The organism is Halorubrum vacuolatum, from assembly GCF_900188065.1.
Taxonomy (GTDB): domain Archaea; phylum Halobacteriota; class Halobacteria; order Halobacteriales; family Haloferacaceae; genus Halorubrum; species Halorubrum vacuolatum.
The window spans coordinates 177,425-192,292 of record NZ_FZNQ01000003.1; the positions used below are offsets into that span (position 1 = coordinate 177,425).

At 67.3% G+C, this 14,868-nt stretch carries 15 protein-coding genes; 4 read left to right on the forward strand and 11 right to left on the reverse strand.

Annotated elements, in window-relative coordinates; translation table 11 throughout:
* The first annotated feature begins 1 nt into the window (after position 1).
* Genes CHB65_RS04980 through CHB65_RS04990 form a run of 3 tightly spaced genes read left to right on the forward strand, consistent with a single transcriptional unit; the run spans position 2 to position 3,386 of the window.
* On the forward strand, positions 2–991 hold the full coding sequence (locus CHB65_RS04980) for an ABC transporter permease (protein WP_089383950.1): 990 nt from the start codon (positions 2–4) through the stop codon (positions 989–991).
* A gap of 20 nt (positions 992–1,011) precedes the next feature.
* A complete protein-coding gene (locus tag CHB65_RS04985; protein ID WP_089383951.1) occupies positions 1,012–2,085 on the forward strand; it encodes an ABC transporter ATP-binding protein in 1,074 nt (357 codons plus the stop codon).
* Entirely contained in the window at positions 2,082–3,386 is a 1,305-nt protein-coding gene (locus tag CHB65_RS04990; protein WP_089383952.1) for an ABC transporter ATP-binding protein, read from the forward strand. The genes CHB65_RS04985 and CHB65_RS04990 overlap by 4 nt, the downstream gene beginning before the upstream one ends.
* A 34-nt stretch (positions 3,387–3,420) precedes the next feature.
* Here the strand turns inward: CHB65_RS04990 and CHB65_RS04995 are convergent, their stop codons facing one another.
* From CHB65_RS04995 to CHB65_RS05040, 10 genes are all read right to left on the reverse strand, one after another.
* Positions 3,421–3,909: a hypothetical protein gene (locus tag CHB65_RS04995; protein ID WP_089383953.1), complete on the reverse strand. Its 489-nt coding sequence runs from the start codon at positions 3,907–3,909 to the stop codon at positions 3,421–3,423.
* Positions 3,910–3,955: 46 nt separating this feature from the next.
* Positions 3,956–4,417, reverse strand: a complete 462-nt coding sequence (gene rimI, locus CHB65_RS05000; RefSeq protein WP_089383954.1) for a ribosomal protein S18-alanine N-acetyltransferase — start codon at positions 4,415–4,417, stop codon at positions 3,956–3,958.
* Positions 4,418–4,481: 64 nt separating this feature from the next.
* Entirely contained in the window at positions 4,482–4,862 is a 381-nt protein-coding gene (locus CHB65_RS05005; protein ID WP_089383955.1) for a hypothetical protein, read from the reverse strand.
* A 47-nt stretch (positions 4,863–4,909) separates the two neighbouring features.
* Positions 4,910–6,193, reverse strand: coding sequence for a M20/M25/M40 family metallo-hydrolase (locus CHB65_RS05010; protein ID WP_089383956.1), 1,284 nt, complete (start codon positions 6,191–6,193; stop codon positions 4,910–4,912).
* Positions 6,190–7,125 carry a diaminopimelate epimerase gene (dapF, locus tag CHB65_RS05015; RefSeq protein WP_089383957.1) on the reverse strand — a complete coding sequence of 312 codons (936 nt, stop codon included), beginning with the start codon at positions 7,123–7,125 and terminating at the stop codon, positions 6,190–6,192. The genes CHB65_RS05010 and dapF overlap by 4 nt, the downstream gene beginning before the upstream one ends.
* Positions 7,122–8,567 (reverse strand): diaminopimelate decarboxylase, encoded by a 1,446-nt coding sequence (lysA, locus tag CHB65_RS05020; RefSeq protein ID WP_179213590.1) that lies wholly within the window; start codon positions 8,565–8,567, stop codon positions 7,122–7,124. The genes dapF and lysA overlap by 4 nt, the downstream gene beginning before the upstream one ends.
* 23 nt (positions 8,568–8,590) lie before the next feature.
* On the reverse strand, positions 8,591–9,430 hold the full coding sequence (locus tag CHB65_RS05025) for a 2,3,4,5-tetrahydropyridine-2,6-dicarboxylate N-succinyltransferase (protein ID WP_089383959.1): 840 nt from the start codon (positions 9,428–9,430) through the stop codon (positions 8,591–8,593).
* A 72-nt stretch (positions 9,431–9,502) separates the two neighbouring features.
* On the reverse strand, positions 9,503–10,273 hold the full coding sequence (gene dapB / locus CHB65_RS05030; RefSeq protein WP_089383960.1) for a 4-hydroxy-tetrahydrodipicolinate reductase: 771 nt from the start codon (positions 10,271–10,273) through the stop codon (positions 9,503–9,505).
* Positions 10,270–11,235, reverse strand: a complete 966-nt coding sequence (gene dapA / locus CHB65_RS05035) for a 4-hydroxy-tetrahydrodipicolinate synthase (protein ID WP_089383961.1) — start codon at positions 11,233–11,235, stop codon at positions 10,270–10,272. Before dapA ends, dapB begins: the two co-directional genes overlap by 4 nt.
* Before the next feature lie 280 nt (positions 11,236–11,515).
* A complete protein-coding gene (locus CHB65_RS05040; RefSeq protein ID WP_089383962.1) occupies positions 11,516–11,986 on the reverse strand; it encodes a hypothetical protein in 471 nt (156 codons plus the stop codon).
* Positions 11,987–12,097: 111 nt separating this feature from the next.
* Here CHB65_RS05040 and CHB65_RS05045 point away from each other — a divergent pair, with 111 nt between their 5' ends.
* Positions 12,098–14,278 carry a GH32 C-terminal domain-containing protein gene (locus CHB65_RS05045; protein WP_089383963.1) on the forward strand — a complete coding sequence of 727 codons (2,181 nt, stop codon included), beginning with the start codon at positions 12,098–12,100 and terminating at the stop codon, positions 14,276–14,278.
* 45 nt (positions 14,279–14,323) lie between these two features.
* Here the strand turns inward: CHB65_RS05045 and CHB65_RS05050 are convergent, their stop codons facing one another.
* A complete protein-coding gene (locus tag CHB65_RS05050; RefSeq protein ID WP_089383964.1) occupies positions 14,324–14,749 on the reverse strand; it encodes an RDD family protein in 426 nt (141 codons plus the stop codon).
* Positions 14,750–14,868: the final 119 nt, after the last annotated feature.

Sequence of the window (14,868 nt, forward strand, 5' to 3'; positions counted from 1 at the left end):
CATGGCGATCGGTGAACAACAGACCCAGGAGGACGAGGATAGTGGCAGTGAGTTCGAGCCGAACGTCGGCTGGCGACACACGCTCTCGAAGATCAAAGACGACACGACGGCGCGCTTCGGGCTCTACGTCATCGCCATCGTCGGCACGGTCGCCATGGTGACGACCATCGACGCGAACCTCTCGACGATCACGTTCGGGCGCGTCGAGAACTTCACGCTCGCGGAGTCCGTCTGGTATCATCCCGAACGGCATCCCGATCCCGGCACGACCGAACGTCGGATGCCCCCCTTCTTCGTTGAGGGCGGATCGCTTGAACATCCCCTCGGCACCGACCGCAACGGCCGTGATTACATCTCCCGGCTCGTCTACGGCACCCGCGTGTCCTTCTTCGTCGGGATCGTTGCGACGGGACTCGGGATGATCGGCGGCACGATCGTCGGCGCGGTCTCCGGCTACTATGGCGGCTGGGTCGACGACGTGTTGATGCGTGCCGTCGAGACGCTGTACGCCATCCCGCCGCTCGTGCTCGTGATCGTCTTTACCGTGTTCGTGAGCGGGGGCGACCCGGACATCATCTACGCGGTCTTCGGGGTGGGGATCGCCTTTATCCCGGTGTTCGCCCGGCTCATTCGGAGCCGGGTGCTCAGCGTTCGCGAGATGGACTACGTCGAGGCGGCGCGTGCGACCGGCGTGAAGGACCGCGATATCCTTCGGCGACACGTGATCCCGAACAGCTTCGCGCCGGTACTCGTGCTGGCGACGCTGCAGATCGGCGTCACCATCCTCATCGTTGCGGGCCTGTCGTTCCTCGGCTATGGGGCGCAGCCGCCGACGCCCGACTGGGGTGAGATGCTCCGGATCTCCCACCAGTACATGCACTCGAACCCCTGGATGAGCATCTGGCCCGGACTCGCCATCCTCATCACCATCATGGGGTTCAACCTGTTCGGTGACGGCCTCCAGGACGCACTCGACCCGCGGATCAAATAACTCGCTATCCACAACCTATCATGTCTGACACCATACTCGAAGTGACCGACCTGAAGACACAGTTTTACACCGAACGCGGCGTGGTCCGGGCGGTCGATGGCGTCTCGTTCGACGTCAAACAGGGCGAGATCGTCGGGCTCGTCGGCGAATCCGGCGCGGGCAAGAGCGTGACGACCTCATCGGTGTTGCGGCTCATCGAGGAGCCGGGCGAGGTCGTCGGCGGCGAGGTCGACTACATGGGACGGACCATCGTCGGCTTCGAGGACACCGGCGAGGAGCTCGTCCCCCGCGATGAGATGCTCACGGAGGCACAGATGCGTGATCAGATCCGTGGCAACGAGATCGCGATCATCTTTCAGGACCCGATGGAGAGCCTCAACCCCGTCTACACGGTCGGCGGACAGGTCAAGGAGTTCATCGAACTCAACCGGGACCTCAGCGGCGAGGAGGCCAAAGAGGAAGCCATCGAGATGCTCCGCCGCGTCGGGATCCCCGAGGCCGCGGAGCGATACGGCGACTATCCGCACGAGTTCTCCGGCGGGATGCGCCAGCGCGTGTTGATCGCGATGGCGCTCGGCTGTCGGCCGAACCTCATCATCGCCGACGAGCCGACGACCGCGCTCGACGTCACCGTCGAGGGACAGATCCTCGAACTCGTCAACGACCTTCAGGCGGAGTTCGGGACGAGCTTCATCTGGGTGACCCACGACATGGGCGTCGTCGCCGAGATCTGTGACCGTGTCAACGTGATGTATCTCGGCCAGATCGTCGAACAGGGGCCGGTCGATGAGATCTTCCACGACACCCAACACCCCTACACGGAGGCGCTTTTGAACTCCATTCCGCGACCGGATCGAACGGTCGATGACCTCGAACCGATCGAGGGAACGATGCCCAGCGCGCGGAGCCCGCCGTCCGGCTGTCGGTTCCATCCCCGCTGTCCGGACGCTCGCGAGCCCTGCCGGGAGATCGAGCCCGCCTTCGAACAGGTCGCCGAGACGGCCGATGGGGCCGCTCACCGCGCGTCCTGTCTCAAACACGAGGAGGTCGGCTACTGGGAGGCCGAGCCGCTCGAAGTGGAGGTGGAAAAATGAGCGTCACTGAAGCGCTTGCGGACGTCGAGATGGGCGAGACGTTGCTCGAGATCGAGGGGCTCACGAAACACTTCCAGTCCGACACCGGCCTCCTCGCGGGCGTCTTCGGCTCGGAGGTCGTGGAGGCGGTCGACGACGTGAGCTTCGAGATCGCCAAAGGCGAGACGGTCGCGCTCGTCGGCGAGAGCGGCTGTGGCAAGAGTACGCTCGCTCGGACGATCCTCCAACTCATCGAACCGACCGACGGGCGTGTCGCGTTTAAAGGCGTGGAGCTGACCGAGCGGAGCCAGCGGGAGATCCGGCCGCTCAGACGCGACATGCAGATGATCTTCCAGGACCCCCAATCCTCGCTCAACCCCCGGATGAAGGTTGGCCAGATCATCGAGGAGCCGATGAAGGCCCACGACATGTACACGAAAACGGAGCGTCGTGAGCGGGCCAAGGAGTTGCTCGAACGCGTCGAACTCAAACGGGAGTACTACAACCGCTACCCACACGAGTTCTCCGGCGGCCAGCGCCAACGGATCAACCTCGCGCGGGCGATGGCGACCGACCCGGACCTCATCGTCTGTGACGAACCGGTGTCGGCGCTCGACGTGAGCGTGCAGGCACAGGTGCTCAACACGATGCGAGACCTCCAGGAGGAGTTCGGGTTCACCTACCTCGTCATCTCACACGACCTCTCGGTGGTCCGGTACATCGCCGATCGCGTCGCCGTCATGTACCTCGGCCATATCGCGGAGCTGGCTGAAAAAGAGGAGCTCTATGAGAACCCGAAACACCCCTACACGCAGGCATTGCTCGATGCGATCCCGATCCCGGATCCCCGGTCCCGGGACGCCCGTGGGACCTTGGAGGGTGACGTGCCGAGCCCGATCGGCCCGCCCTCGGGGTGTCGGTTCCGTACCCGCTGCCCCTCGCTCATCCAGCCGGACGAACTGGATCTCTCGCCGGACGACTGGTCGCAGGTCAGACGCTTCACCCGCGCCGTTCAGCGCCGAACCTTCGTCCCCGAGTATCCCGACGAGGATGCGGGCCTTCCGGTGGGCGAAATAACCGACGCCGTCGATGCCGACTACTTCCCGGAGGGCCGTCCTGACGGCGAGGCGGGCGACATCATCGATGAGGTCTGTCGGTCGATCGCCGACCGCGAGTGGGACGACGCTCAGAAGCTCGTGACCGAGCGGTTCGAGGAGGCGAGCATCTGTGCGACCGAGCGCCCACAGTACACGATCCCGGCCGAATTCGGCACCGGTGACCACGACGTGAGCTGTCACCTCCATCGCGACGACGCGATCTGAGCCGCCGGCCGTTTTCGAACGCCCGCGCCGCCGGCTACCGCACCGTGACCGTCGTCGACCCCGTCTTTCGTGGGTTCGTCCCGAGGAACACCCTGATCTCGTGTTTGCCACGCGCGAGCGGTTCGTGGATCGTTCGACGGCCATCGGCGGTTCGTTTTATATACCCGTTCCACACGTGCTCGACCGTCCGGGTCTCGCCGGCGCGCAGCGAGAGCGACTGCCGTCTCTCCGGCTCGTAGGTCCGCTCGTCGGTCGCCTCGAGCAATCCATCGATGCTCCAGCCCCAGATGCGCGGCTCGGCGATCGGCACGTCGATCGGGACCGGAAGCCGGTTGTTGATCGCCACGCGGAGGGTGACGGGGTCACCGGGCGCATAGCTCTCGCGATCGGTCGTCACGTCGATGGTCGCAGCGAATCGGGCGAGAGGTGCGGGAACGAGCTTTTCGAATCCGCGAGAAAAGACCGACGTCTCGTAGTCCTCACCCAGCGCATCGGCGTTTCGACCACCTCGTGAGGGATCCATTCAACTGGAGAAAGCCGCCGCGGTCGGTTGAGTCTTTTTATCGGTGTTATCGGCCGGCCCACGCCGCGACATCCACCACGAGCACGAGCGCGTCCTCCCCGTCGGAATAGTATCGCGGCAGCCGACGAACCGGCTCGAACCCCTCGCTCGCATACAGCGATCGCGCCGTCTCGTTGTCCTCTCGAACCTCCAACTTGACGACGACTGCACCTTCGATACGGAGCCGTGCGAGGGCGGCTCGAAGCAGGGCGCGGCCGACCCCGGCGCCCCGTGTTTCGGGTCGAACGGCGAGATCTTTTATATGACCAATGTCCCGATCGAAGTTCGGCGTTCGATCGGCGACGACGTAGCCGACGACCTCGTCGGCGTCCTCGGCGACGAGAAACGCCGGGGCGTCGAGCAGCCGTTCGAAGGTCGCGTACGGCCAGGGGTCCGAAAAGCAGCGCCTTTCGATCCGGAGGACGTCGAGGAGATCGCCGCGGTTGACGGGTCGTATCGGGACGGTCATCGGTTCCAGTTTCTGACTCCTGCGTTCAGTCTCACGATGCCGCCACCCCGCTTTCGGCGCTCGATCACCCGAGCCCGAGCACCAACTGGACGACTATCAGTCCGATCGCGAGGGCGACACCGCCGACCACGCCGAGCCAGAGCCCGACGCCGAGCGCGGAATGATCCTCGGTGAACGCCGCCATGCGGTCGCCGACGCCGTCCGGCTCGTGCGTGTAGCCGAGCGTCGCCTCCGCACAGTACTCACAGAGCGCGGCGTGTTCACGCGGGCGTTCGTGTGACTCACGACAGAAGGGGAGCCCGGTACAGACGTACGTCTCCGCGCCGATCCCGACCGGAACGGCCTCCTCGGGAACGACCTCCGTTCCGCAGTTGGCACAGCTCACCACCTCGTATGCGACCTCGCCGTGCGGGGTGGGCGCCGACCGTGTTTGCGCCCGTGACATATCTCGAATAACGAACGCCCGCGTCAAATACGTGTCGTCGGTCCGCGTCACTCCCCGGGCTGCGTGCGCGACGTCGCCGACAGGGTCCGCCCGATAAGGTGCTCGACGGCGAGCGCGGCGGCTTCGACTTCCCGTGTCCGAACGTACTCACGCTCGGCGTGTGCGACGGGTCCCTCCTCGTCGGCGAGGTCGCCGGGACCGAAGACGACCGTCGGGGTCGGCGCGAAGTAGGAGGCCTCCGTCGCCGCGCCGAACGGCCGGACCCCACCCCCACGGCTATCCGGGAGTCCGACCGCCGCCGCTCCCCCCTGAGCGGCCTCGACGGCGTCGGCCACGAACGCGTGATCCGGATCGGTCGCGAACGCCTCGAAAAACGGCGACTCACGTGGCGTCAATGTAACGTCGACGCCGACGCGGGTGGGTGTTTCTGTGTCGACAGCCTCCGTGAGCGTTTCCTGAAACCCGTCGGCGGTCTCCGGCGGGACGCTCCGCCTGTCGACGGTGATAGAACAGGCTGCCGGCACCTGATTCGACGCGGAGCCGCCGGTGATCAGTGTCGGCGTGAGCTTCGGCGGTCCGAGTTGTGGGTGTGTCTCGGCGTCGGTATCGAACGTTCGGATCGCCCGAAGCGCCCCTTCCGCGGCGGCGATGGCGTTGACGCCCGCCGTTTCGGCGGCGTGTGCCGCAATGCCGGAAAGCTCGACGGTCCCCTGAAACCGTCCCTTCGCCGCCGTACAGACGTCGAGGCCGGTCGGCTCGCCGACGAGCACGAGGTCCGCATCGAGGCGGTCTTCGGTCCCGCGAAGCAGGCCGAGCAGCGTCGCCGCGCCGAGCGAGAGCAGCTCCTCGTCGGGCGTGATCGCAAGCGTGAGCCGGCCGCGCTCGGGTTCCGCGGTCACGAAGGCGTATATCAGTGCCGCGAGCGGCCCCTTCGCGTCACAGGCCCCTCTCCCACGGATCACGGGGCTGTCGATTTGGTCGTCGGTTCCTCGCTCAAAGGGAACGTGCGGGGAGACGGTGTCGATGTGGGTGTTCAACACGAGATGGGGACCGTCGGCCGGAGCGGGCGAGGACCGCTCGGCGACGATACAGCCGTCGGCGACGATCGAGGGCTCGTGACCGGCCGCCCGAAGGGTGTCACACACCAGCTCCCGCATCGCCGTCACGTCCTCGTGGGAGGGTATCCGGACGGCGTCCGCGAGAAACCCGAGCGGATCGAACCCGAGCTCCTCGGAACGAAGCGTGCTCGCCGGTCCGATTCGGTCGGGACCAGATCCAGTTTGATCGCCGTCCGATCCGGTTCGCTCGGCGTCCGATCCCTCGTCGGTCATCGTGGATCGGCCGGGAGCGTCCCGGAGAACTCGTGTGTCACCGGACCGGTCATGGTCGTGGAGCCGCCCGCGGGAACCGTGATCGCGAGCTCGCCGCCCGGCGGCCGCACCCGGATCGTCTCGCCGTCGACGAGCCCGAGTCGCCGGGCGACCGCGGCGATGGCGACCGCGCCGGTGCCACACGAGCGGGTCTCGCCCTCCACGCCGCGCTCGAACGTCCGCTGGGCGATCGCGGGCACCGTGTCGCTCCCGTGGCCGTCCTCGACGACCGTCGCGAGGTTGACGTTCGCGCCGGCGGCGAAGACGTCGGCGTGTCGCACCGGCGGTGCGACGGCGTCGAGCGATACCGCGTCGACGTCCTCGACGAACGCCACCGCATGCGGGACGCCCGTGTTCACCGCGGTGACGGTGAGCCCGGCGACGTCCTCCTCGATGAGCTGTCCGTCCCGCGTGAGCGGGATATCGGCCGCTTCGAACCGCGGGACGCCCATCTCGATGGTGACCGTCTTCCCGTCCGAGCTCACCGTGGCGCGTCGGGTTCCCGCCTGTGTGTCGATCATGAACTCCCGTTCGCCGGTGCGGTCGTACGCCCAGCGGGCGACGACGCGTGCGCCGTTGCCGCACATCGCGGCGGTCGAGCCGTCCGGCTGGACGAGCGTCATCACGACGCGGGTCGGACGGTACTGCGTCTCAAGCTTCAAAAAGAGGACGCCGTCCGCGCCGCGGCGTCCCGCCGTCGATCCGGTCGCGTCGCTGGCCGTCCCCTCACGCTCGCGATCGTTCTCGAAGTCGGGCCGGTCGACGCCGGTCTCGCGGTCGCAGTAGGCCTCGGCGAACGCGCTCCGGTCGCCGACGCCGTCCGCCGTATCGACGACGACGAAGTCGTTGCCGGTCCCGTGGTACTTCTCGATCGGTACGGCGTGGGTACTCATCTCTCACCCCCTATGCGGTCGATGGGTGAATCGGTTTCGTCCACGTCGTCCTCGACGACGGTGAGGTCGGCGTGGGTCTCGCGACGTCGAACGAGCCGCGCGTCGTGCTCACTCGACAGCGCGACCTCCGGCGGGCGCGGCCGTGAGTTGTACTGGGTTGCCATCTCATAGCCGTACGCACCGGCGATCCCGATCGCGAGGAGATCCCCGCGTACCGGCTCGGCGATCGGCCGGTCCGTACAGAAGCTGTCTCCCGTCTCGCAGATCGGCCCTGCGACGGTGACAGGGATCGGCTCCCGGTCGGCTGGCTTTCCCGCTTCCGGCGTCGATCCGTCCCCGCCGCCGAGGTTGCCGATCGGGTGGTACGCGTCGTACATCGCCGGACGGAGGAGATCGGTCATGCCGGCGTCGACACCAACGACCGTCTCCTCGGGGGTGGGCTTCACCGTGTTTACCCGCGTGAGGAGGACGCCCGCGTCGGCGACGAGGTAGCGACCCGGTTCGACGGCAAGCTGGACGGTTCCGGTCCCATCGGCGGTGGGGACGGTCCCCAGCGCATCCCGCGTTGCGCTCGCGACGGCGTCGATGTCGAGCGCCGGCTCCGTCTCACGGTAGGGGACCCCGAAGCCGCCGCCCACGTCGACGTATTCGAGGTCGATCGGATCGGGGTCCGCATGGTCGCCCTCCCGCTCCGTCCCGGGAGTGTCCTGCTCCGTCTCAGGAGCCGTTAACGTCCGCGCGAGGTCGCCCATCCGGGAGACGAACTCGCGGTGGGCATCGAGCTGGTCCGGATCGATACCCGACCCCGCATGTGCGTGGATCCCGACGAGATCGAATCGCTCGGCGGCCGCCCGCGCGGTTTTCGCGGCCCGATCGTAGGGGACGCCGAACTTCGCGGCCGCGCCCGTGCGCACTTTTTCATGGTGGCCCGCGCCGACGCCGGGGTTCACCCGGAGACAGAGCCGACCGTCGTAGCCGCGCTCCACCAGCCGATCGAGGGTGTCGACGGCCCCCGCGGTGATCGTGATCCCGGGTTCGTGCGCCGCGAGATCAACGATGTATTCGAGATCCCGCGCTGGCGGGTTGACCGCGGTGTAGTGGATCCGATCGCTACCGAAGCCGGCCGCCAGCGCGCGGTCGACCTCGCCGGCCGAGGCACACTCGGCGTCGAGGCCGCACTCCCGGACCGTCTTCAGGACTGCCCGGCCGGTGTGTGCTTTCACCGCGTATCGGCAGTCAGCGGCCGGAAACGCCGCGCGGAGTCGCTCGCAGTTTTCGGCCACGCGGTCCAGATCGATGACGTAGGTGGGTGTTCCGTGCTCGGCGGCGATCCCGTGTAGTCGGTCTGGGTCCCAGTCGGCGAGCCGACGAATTGGTGGGTTCTCGGCCCCGTCCGAACCGTTGGTCCCGCTTACGCCGTCGTCATCGTGATCGGCGCTCATATCGTCGCCCCCGCGGTCGGCGCTCATTCGCGGAGCGCGTCCTCGCGCTTCGTCGCCTCCAGCGTCTCCTCCTCGACGTGCGTCGCGACGACCGCCGGCTTGTACGCGCCGCCCTCGAAGAGGTCGTGGTCACCGACGGAGGACTCGACCATCCGGGTGAACGCCCGCCGCTCCGCAGGCAGGTGGCCGTAGATGACCTCCTCCTCGACGAGGTCATACACCGGGATCCGCGGCGTGAGCAGCGTGTTCTCCCCCACGATGGAGCCCTCGCCGATGCGGAACCCCGAGGTGACCCGACAGCCCGCCCCGAGCGAGACGTCGTCCTCGACGATCACCGGGGCGTCCTCGACCGGCTCCAACACGCCGCCGATCAGCGTGTTCGCGCCGAGCTTGACGTTTTCACCCAACTGTGCACAGGAGCCGACGGTGTCACAGGAGTCGATCAGGGTCCCGTCGCCGACGTACGCGCCCATGTTGACGAACGAGGGGCTCATCATGATGCAGTCGCTTCCGAGGTGTGCGCCCCGGCGGATGGCCGTTCCGTCCGGCGTGTTGCGGGTGCCTCGCTCGCCGAGGTCGGCCGTCTCGCGGAGCGGCAGGACGTCGTAGTAGGTCACGTCGCCGTACTCGCGCGGCTTCGTCTCCCGCAGCCCGAAGTTGAGGAGGATCCCCCGCTTCACCCACTCGTTCGTCTCCCAACTCGTCACGTCGGACCCGGTCCGCTCGGCGGCCCTGACCTCCCCGGCTTCCAGCGCCGTGAGGAACGCCTCGAGCGTCGCCTCGTCGTCCGCGGTCGTCTCCGTCGCCGAGAGCCCGTTCTGATACCGCTCCCAGAGATCGGACACGTCGGATTTGAGCGTCATTGACATGGATGAGGATGACTGTCGGTATTTACCCGTCGATCGAGTCATTCCCCGGAGTTATCATTCGCGTCATCATTCGAGCACGTCATCGAAGTCGTACCACCCGGGATCGCGACCGACGAGCCAGGCGGCTGCATCGAGTGCCCCCTCCGCGAAGACCGCGCGGTCGCCGGCGCGATGGGTGAGCGAGATCGTCTCGCGGTTGCCCGCGAGCAACACCTCGTGTTCGCCCGTTACGTCGCCCGCACGCCGGGCGTGGACGCCGATCTCGTTCCGCCGCCGTGGGGCCTCCCCCTCCCGGCCGTGCGTTCGCTCGTCGAGGTCCGTTCGCACGGACTCGATATCGCCGAGGATCGTCTTCGCCGTCCCCGAGGGAGCGTCCCGCTTGCCGTTGTGATGCGTCTCGGTCACCTCGACATCGTACGCTGGAACCGCGGCGACGGCCTCCCGAACCGCCCGACGGAGCGCGGCCACCCCGCGTGCGAAGTTCGACGCCTTCAAAAGCGGGATCTCCCGGCTCGCCGCGCGGAGTCGCTCCGTTCCCGAGGAGTCGAATCCGGTCGTTCCGGTCACGACCGGAACGTCAGCCGCCGCGCAGGCCTCCACGTAGCGAACGGCGGACTCGGGGCCGGTGAAGTCGACGAGCACGTCGGGGTCGTCCGTGGTGAGCAGCTCCGAGAGCTGCCCCGCTGGCTCGACGTCGACCCCCGCGATCGCTGCCGTCTCGGAGCGGTTGACCGCGAACGCCGGGGTGACGCCCGCACGGCTCGCCGCCGCCTCGATCACCTCACGACCCATGCGTCCACCGGCGCCGGTGACGGCGACCCGGACCGGATCGCTCATTCGACGGCCTCCGGGGTCGCCGGCGCGTCTTCGTCCGTCTCGTAGGTCGCGAGCAATTCGGCCAACGGCTCGCGACGGTCCTCGGAGAGGCGGGTGAGCGGCGGCCGGATGTGTGGCTCGCCGCGGCCGCGGATCGCCATCGCCTCCTTCACCGGGATCGGGTTGGTCTCGACGAACAGTTCGCGGACGAGCGGTGCGAGTTCGTGGTGGAGCTCGCGGGCACGGCCGTAATCGCCCGAAAGCGCCGAGCCGACCATCGCACAGGAGCGTTCGGGCTCGACGTTGGCGACGACGCTGATCGTCCCCGTCCCGCCGATCGAGAGGATCGGTAGGGTGAGCCCATCATCGCCGGAGACGACGGAGAACTCCTCGTCCCTGGTCCGCTCTATCACCTCGCTTATGAGGTTTAAATCGCCGGACGCAGCCTTATATCCCTGAATGTTCGGATGGCTCGCCAACTCGACGGTCACGTCGACGGGGATCGACTCGCCCGTGCGTGAGGGGACGTTGTAGACGATCTGTGGGAGGTCGACCGCGTCGGCGATCGTCGTGTAGTGATCGAGAAACCCCTGCGGCTCGGGCTTGTTGTAGTACGGCGAGATGAGCAGTATGCCGTCCGCGCCGGCGTCGGCCGCGCGCTGGGACAGCGAGAGCGCCTCCGCGGTGTTGTTCGAGCCCGTCCCGGCGATGACCGGGACGTCCTCGACGGCGTCGCGGACGGTGTGTATCACGTCGATGTGTTCGTCGTGGGTCATCGTCGCGGACTCGCCGGTGGAGCCGACGGGAACGAGTCCGTCGACGCCCGCGGCCTCCAAGTAGCGGGCGTTCGCGGCCAGCTGTTCGTGATCCACCTCGTTTTCGTCGGTAAACGGCGTCGTCATCGCGGGGTAGACCCCCTCGAACGGTTCGTCGGTCGTCTCGTGGTCGGTCGTGTACGGTGTCGTGGTTCGGGCGTTCGTCATGGGTGTGTGTCGTCTCCTCACGTGTGTCGTGTCTCAACGGTTCGTGTCACGATGCGCGGTCAGGGGCCGTCCGGGACGGGGTCGCCACTCCCGCCGGTGGACGTCTCACGCGCGTTTTTTCGAGAAGGGCCGCGTCGCTGTCGGCGGTCGGACGCCGGGTTCGGACGCGGTTCGGGTCACATCGACATGTGTGCCCGTCGGAAATATATGCGTTACGCCTCGCGTGGGCGACATCGACGCTCGTCGGCTCCGCCTCGCACCGTCCGTCCCGCCATCCCACTCACACCGCAAAGAGTCGATCGACGTCCTCGACCTGTCGGCGATAGATCCCACGTCCCTTCAGTCGGGGAACCTCATGGCGATGGACGGTGTCCTCGTCCGCATCGTAGATGATCGGAAAGACGTTCGTCCGTCGCTCGGCCACCGTGTACGTCGTCGCCTCCTCGATGACGTCGGCGGGCGGATCCGAACAGCAACAGACGAGATAGCCGAGCGGCGTCGTCGAGGCGCCGTACTCGCGCGCCCGCTCGATCAACCGATCCCGGAGCCGGTCGGCGAGGTCGGCGACGTCGTCGCGTGTCAGATCCGATCCGTCGATCACCGCCGCGAGCACGTAGACGTTTCCGAGCGTCTGATCGTGATCGGTTCCCTCCCACATCGCCTCGAAGGTCTCCGTGTCCACGTCGACCGGCGAGAGGTCCGCATTCCGTCGTTCGACGTCGACCCGTTCACGGTACTGTGATACGTCCATGGCTATTGTCCACGCGCTCAATGATTAAAAATGATACACACTCCGGGCAGACTCCGCACGGCGGTTCCGGTCCCGGGATGTTTTTGACTACCGGTGTGGTACCCGATCGATATGCAGCCTTCGGCGATCCGTCTCGGGTTCCCGATCGATGGCGAACCCAACGACGAGGAGACCGCGGCGCTGTCGTTCGCCCGGCGGATCGTCGACGACGTCGAGCCCGTTCCGCTCCGCGAGGTCGCCTCCGGGACGGTCACGCTCGATCGGTTCGACGCGCTCTGGTGGCACGCACATGCGCCCGTAAGCGACCCACACACGGTCGCGGTATGTCGTGACCCGATCTGCGCGTACATCGCCGACGGCGGCGGCCTTTGGTGTTCCGCGCGCGCGCTTGCCCAAGTGGCGGCGCTCGGCATCGATCCCGTGCCGCCGGACGCGACGGGGACCGAACGGGTCACCGAGGCGGTCGGCCCGCTCTGGAAGGCCGTGTACGCGGATCATCCCGCGCTGGATGGACTCGACGGGCTTCGACACCACATCCGTCCCCCCGGCTCCGAGGGACCGTACGCCCGCTACGAGCGCGTGCTTCCCGAACGGGCGGACGTGCTGGCGGCGACGTATCGTGGCACGACGGACGTCCCGACGGAGCCGGCCGTGCTTCAGTGGCGACTCGGGTCCGGGACGGTCCTCGGGGTCGGCGTCGGCATGGAGTTCGCTCAGCCGGACGACCCGGACACGGAGGCCACCCGTGAGCGATTCTCGGCGAACGTTCTCCGTTGGCTCGCCGGCGACGCGGATCACGAGACGGCGCTTGCAACCGGCCGTCCGAAGACGGGACCGGAGCTCCTCCGGTATCGTGACGCGCTCGCCGACGACCCGAACCGACCGCGATTTCATCCCACGCCGCCGGCCAACTGGCTCAACGATCCAAACGGCCTCATCCATCACGACGGCACCTACCATCTATTTTATCAGTACAACCCGGGCGGGCCGTATCATCACACCGTTCACTGGGGCCACGCCGTGAGCGACGACCTCGTCCACTGGCGGGACCGCCCGGTGGCGATGACGCCCGATCCCTCCGGGCCCGACCGCGACGGCTGTTGGTCGGGCTGTGCGGTCGCCGTCGATGGCGACGTCTACGCGCTCTACACCGGGGGCCGGGACGGCTGGCAGCGACCGTGTCTCGCCAGGGCTACCGATGACGACCTCACCGCGTTCGAGCAAGTCGACGACAATCCCGTCATCGACGCGCCGCCCCCGGCGCTCGACCTCCTCTCGACGCCCGGGGAGCCGGCGCATTTCCGTGATCACTGTCTCGTTCGCGAGGACGGCCGATGGCACCACCTGATCGGGGCGGGCCTACAGGACTACGGGGGTGTCGTCGTCTCCTACACCGGAACCGACCTGACCGAGTGGACGTACGCGGGCCCGACGCTCGTCGCCGACGAGGCGGAGCCGGGCGTCGTCTGGGAGTGTCCGGAGCTCCTGCGGTATCCGGACGGCGATCTGCTCCACGTCTCCGATTACTCGCACGTCCGGTACTTCATCGGCGAGTTCGACGCGGACGAGAGTCGATTCGTTCCCGACAGCCGTGGCACGCTCGATCCGGGTGCGTTCTACGCCCCACAGTCGCTCACGACGCCCGACGGACGGGAGGTGATGATCGGCTGGCTGCGGGAGGAACGCTCCGTCTCGTCGCAGTGGGAGGCGGGGTGGGCAGGCGCGATGAGTCTGCCCCGGGAAGTCGCCGTCATTGACGGCGACATCCGGCAGCGGCCCGTCCGGGAGGTCGAGCGGCTCCGCCGCGAACGGCTCCACGAGGGAACGCTCACGCTCGATGACGCTGCCCGGCGTCTTCCGGTCGAGGGGACCGCTCTCGAATGTCGACTTCGCGTCGACCCGACCGACGCAACGGAGGTCGGGCTCGTGCTCCGTGCCTCGCCCGACGGTCCCGAATCCACGAGCGTGCGTATTCGCCCCGACCGTGTCGTCGTCGATCGCACCGAGAGCAGCGTCGATCCGGCGGCGCACGCCGACGATGTCGCGGTCGACGTTGCCGATCTCTCACGTCCGTTCGACATCCGGACCTTCCTCGATGGCTCTGTCTTAGAGCTGTTCGTGAACGATCGGCGCGCGCTCTCAACGCGGATCTATCCGACGCGTGCGGACGCAACCGGTGTGGGGCTCTACGCCGGTCCGGGTGGCGCGACGATCGACCTCGACATCTGGCGGCTCGGTTCGGCGTGGCCCGCGCTTTCCGATCGAGCCGAGATGATGCCGTCGCCTCGCTGACGGTTGGTGGAGGGTCGGGCCGTCCACCTGAGCTCCGAGCGACGCTCACTTCCCGACGCGAGCGACGACGGTGTCGCCGACGAGGTCGCCGACGCGCTGGTCGTCGTCCGTGAGCAGAATGGCGACGAGGCCGACGAGGTAGCCGAAGAGGCCGTCGACGATGCGCAACACGTTCCGGATGGCGGATGCTTTCATGTCACACGGGGAACCGTCCTCCATCACGACGACGATACCGAGGAACCGCTTTCCGACGGTCTGTCCGTACGTTCCCTCCATGTAGATGAAGTACGCGAAGAAGACGATCGGCGCGAGGCTGGCGAGCAGCAACCCGAGCGCGTCGCTGATGATCGACGTGATGACGACAAGCAGCCCGAACGCGAACCCGAGAAGGATCACGTCGAGTAGGAATGCGCCGATCCGCGGCAATAGCGTCTCCGTATGCGTGCCCATCCGTGGGCGTGGTCGCTCCATACTCACGTATTCGCTCCCTCCCAGTATATAAAACGTCGTGCGTCCGAGGGGGATCGAGCGTCAGGCCACGCGATGTGGCTGTCGGCAATCGGGGGAGACACGTGGGGAACGACCCCTCG

Excerpts from the sequence above, each read along its gene's own strand:
- CHB65_RS05005 (WP_089383955.1), bottom strand. The coding sequence starts at position 4,862 with ATGTCACGGGCGCAAACACGGTCGGCGCCCACCCCGCACGGCGAGGTC.
- CHB65_RS04990 (WP_089383952.1), top strand. The coding sequence starts at position 2,082 with ATGAGCGTCACTGAAGCGCTTGCGGACGTCGAGATGGGCGAGACGTTG.
- CHB65_RS05050 (WP_089383964.1), bottom strand. The coding sequence starts at position 14,749 with ATGGAGCGACCACGCCCACGGATGGGCACGCATACGGAGACGCTATTG.
- CHB65_RS04985 (WP_089383951.1), top strand. The coding sequence starts at position 1,012 with ATGTCTGACACCATACTCGAAGTGACCGACCTGAAGACACAGTTTTAC.
- lysA (WP_179213590.1), bottom strand. The coding sequence starts at position 8,567 with ATGAGCGCCGATCACGATGACGACGGCGTAAGCGGGACCAACGGTTCG.
- CHB65_RS05045 (WP_089383963.1), top strand. The coding sequence starts at position 12,098 with ATGCAGCCTTCGGCGATCCGTCTCGGGTTCCCGATCGATGGCGAACCC.
- dapF (WP_089383957.1), bottom strand. The coding sequence starts at position 7,125 with ATGAGTACCCACGCCGTACCGATCGAGAAGTACCACGGGACCGGCAAC.
- CHB65_RS05040 (WP_089383962.1), bottom strand. The coding sequence starts at position 11,986 with ATGGACGTATCACAGTACCGTGAACGGGTCGACGTCGAACGACGGAAT.
- dapA (WP_089383961.1), bottom strand. The coding sequence starts at position 11,235 with ATGACGAACGCCCGAACCACGACACCGTACACGACCGACCACGAGACG.
- dapB (WP_089383960.1), bottom strand. The coding sequence starts at position 10,273 with ATGAGCGATCCGGTCCGGGTCGCCGTCACCGGCGCCGGTGGACGCATG.
- CHB65_RS05010 (WP_089383956.1), bottom strand. The coding sequence starts at position 6,193 with ATGACCGACGAGGGATCGGACGCCGAGCGAACCGGATCGGACGGCGAT.
- rimI (WP_089383954.1), bottom strand. The coding sequence starts at position 4,417 with ATGACCGTCCCGATACGACCCGTCAACCGCGGCGATCTCCTCGACGTC.
- CHB65_RS05025 (WP_089383959.1), bottom strand. The coding sequence starts at position 9,430 with ATGACGCTCAAATCCGACGTGTCCGATCTCTGGGAGCGGTATCAGAAC.
- CHB65_RS04995 (WP_089383953.1), bottom strand. The coding sequence starts at position 3,909 with ATGGATCCCTCACGAGGTGGTCGAAACGCCGATGCGCTGGGTGAGGAC.
- CHB65_RS04980 (WP_089383950.1), top strand. The coding sequence starts at position 2 with ATGGCGATCGGTGAACAACAGACCCAGGAGGACGAGGATAGTGGCAGT.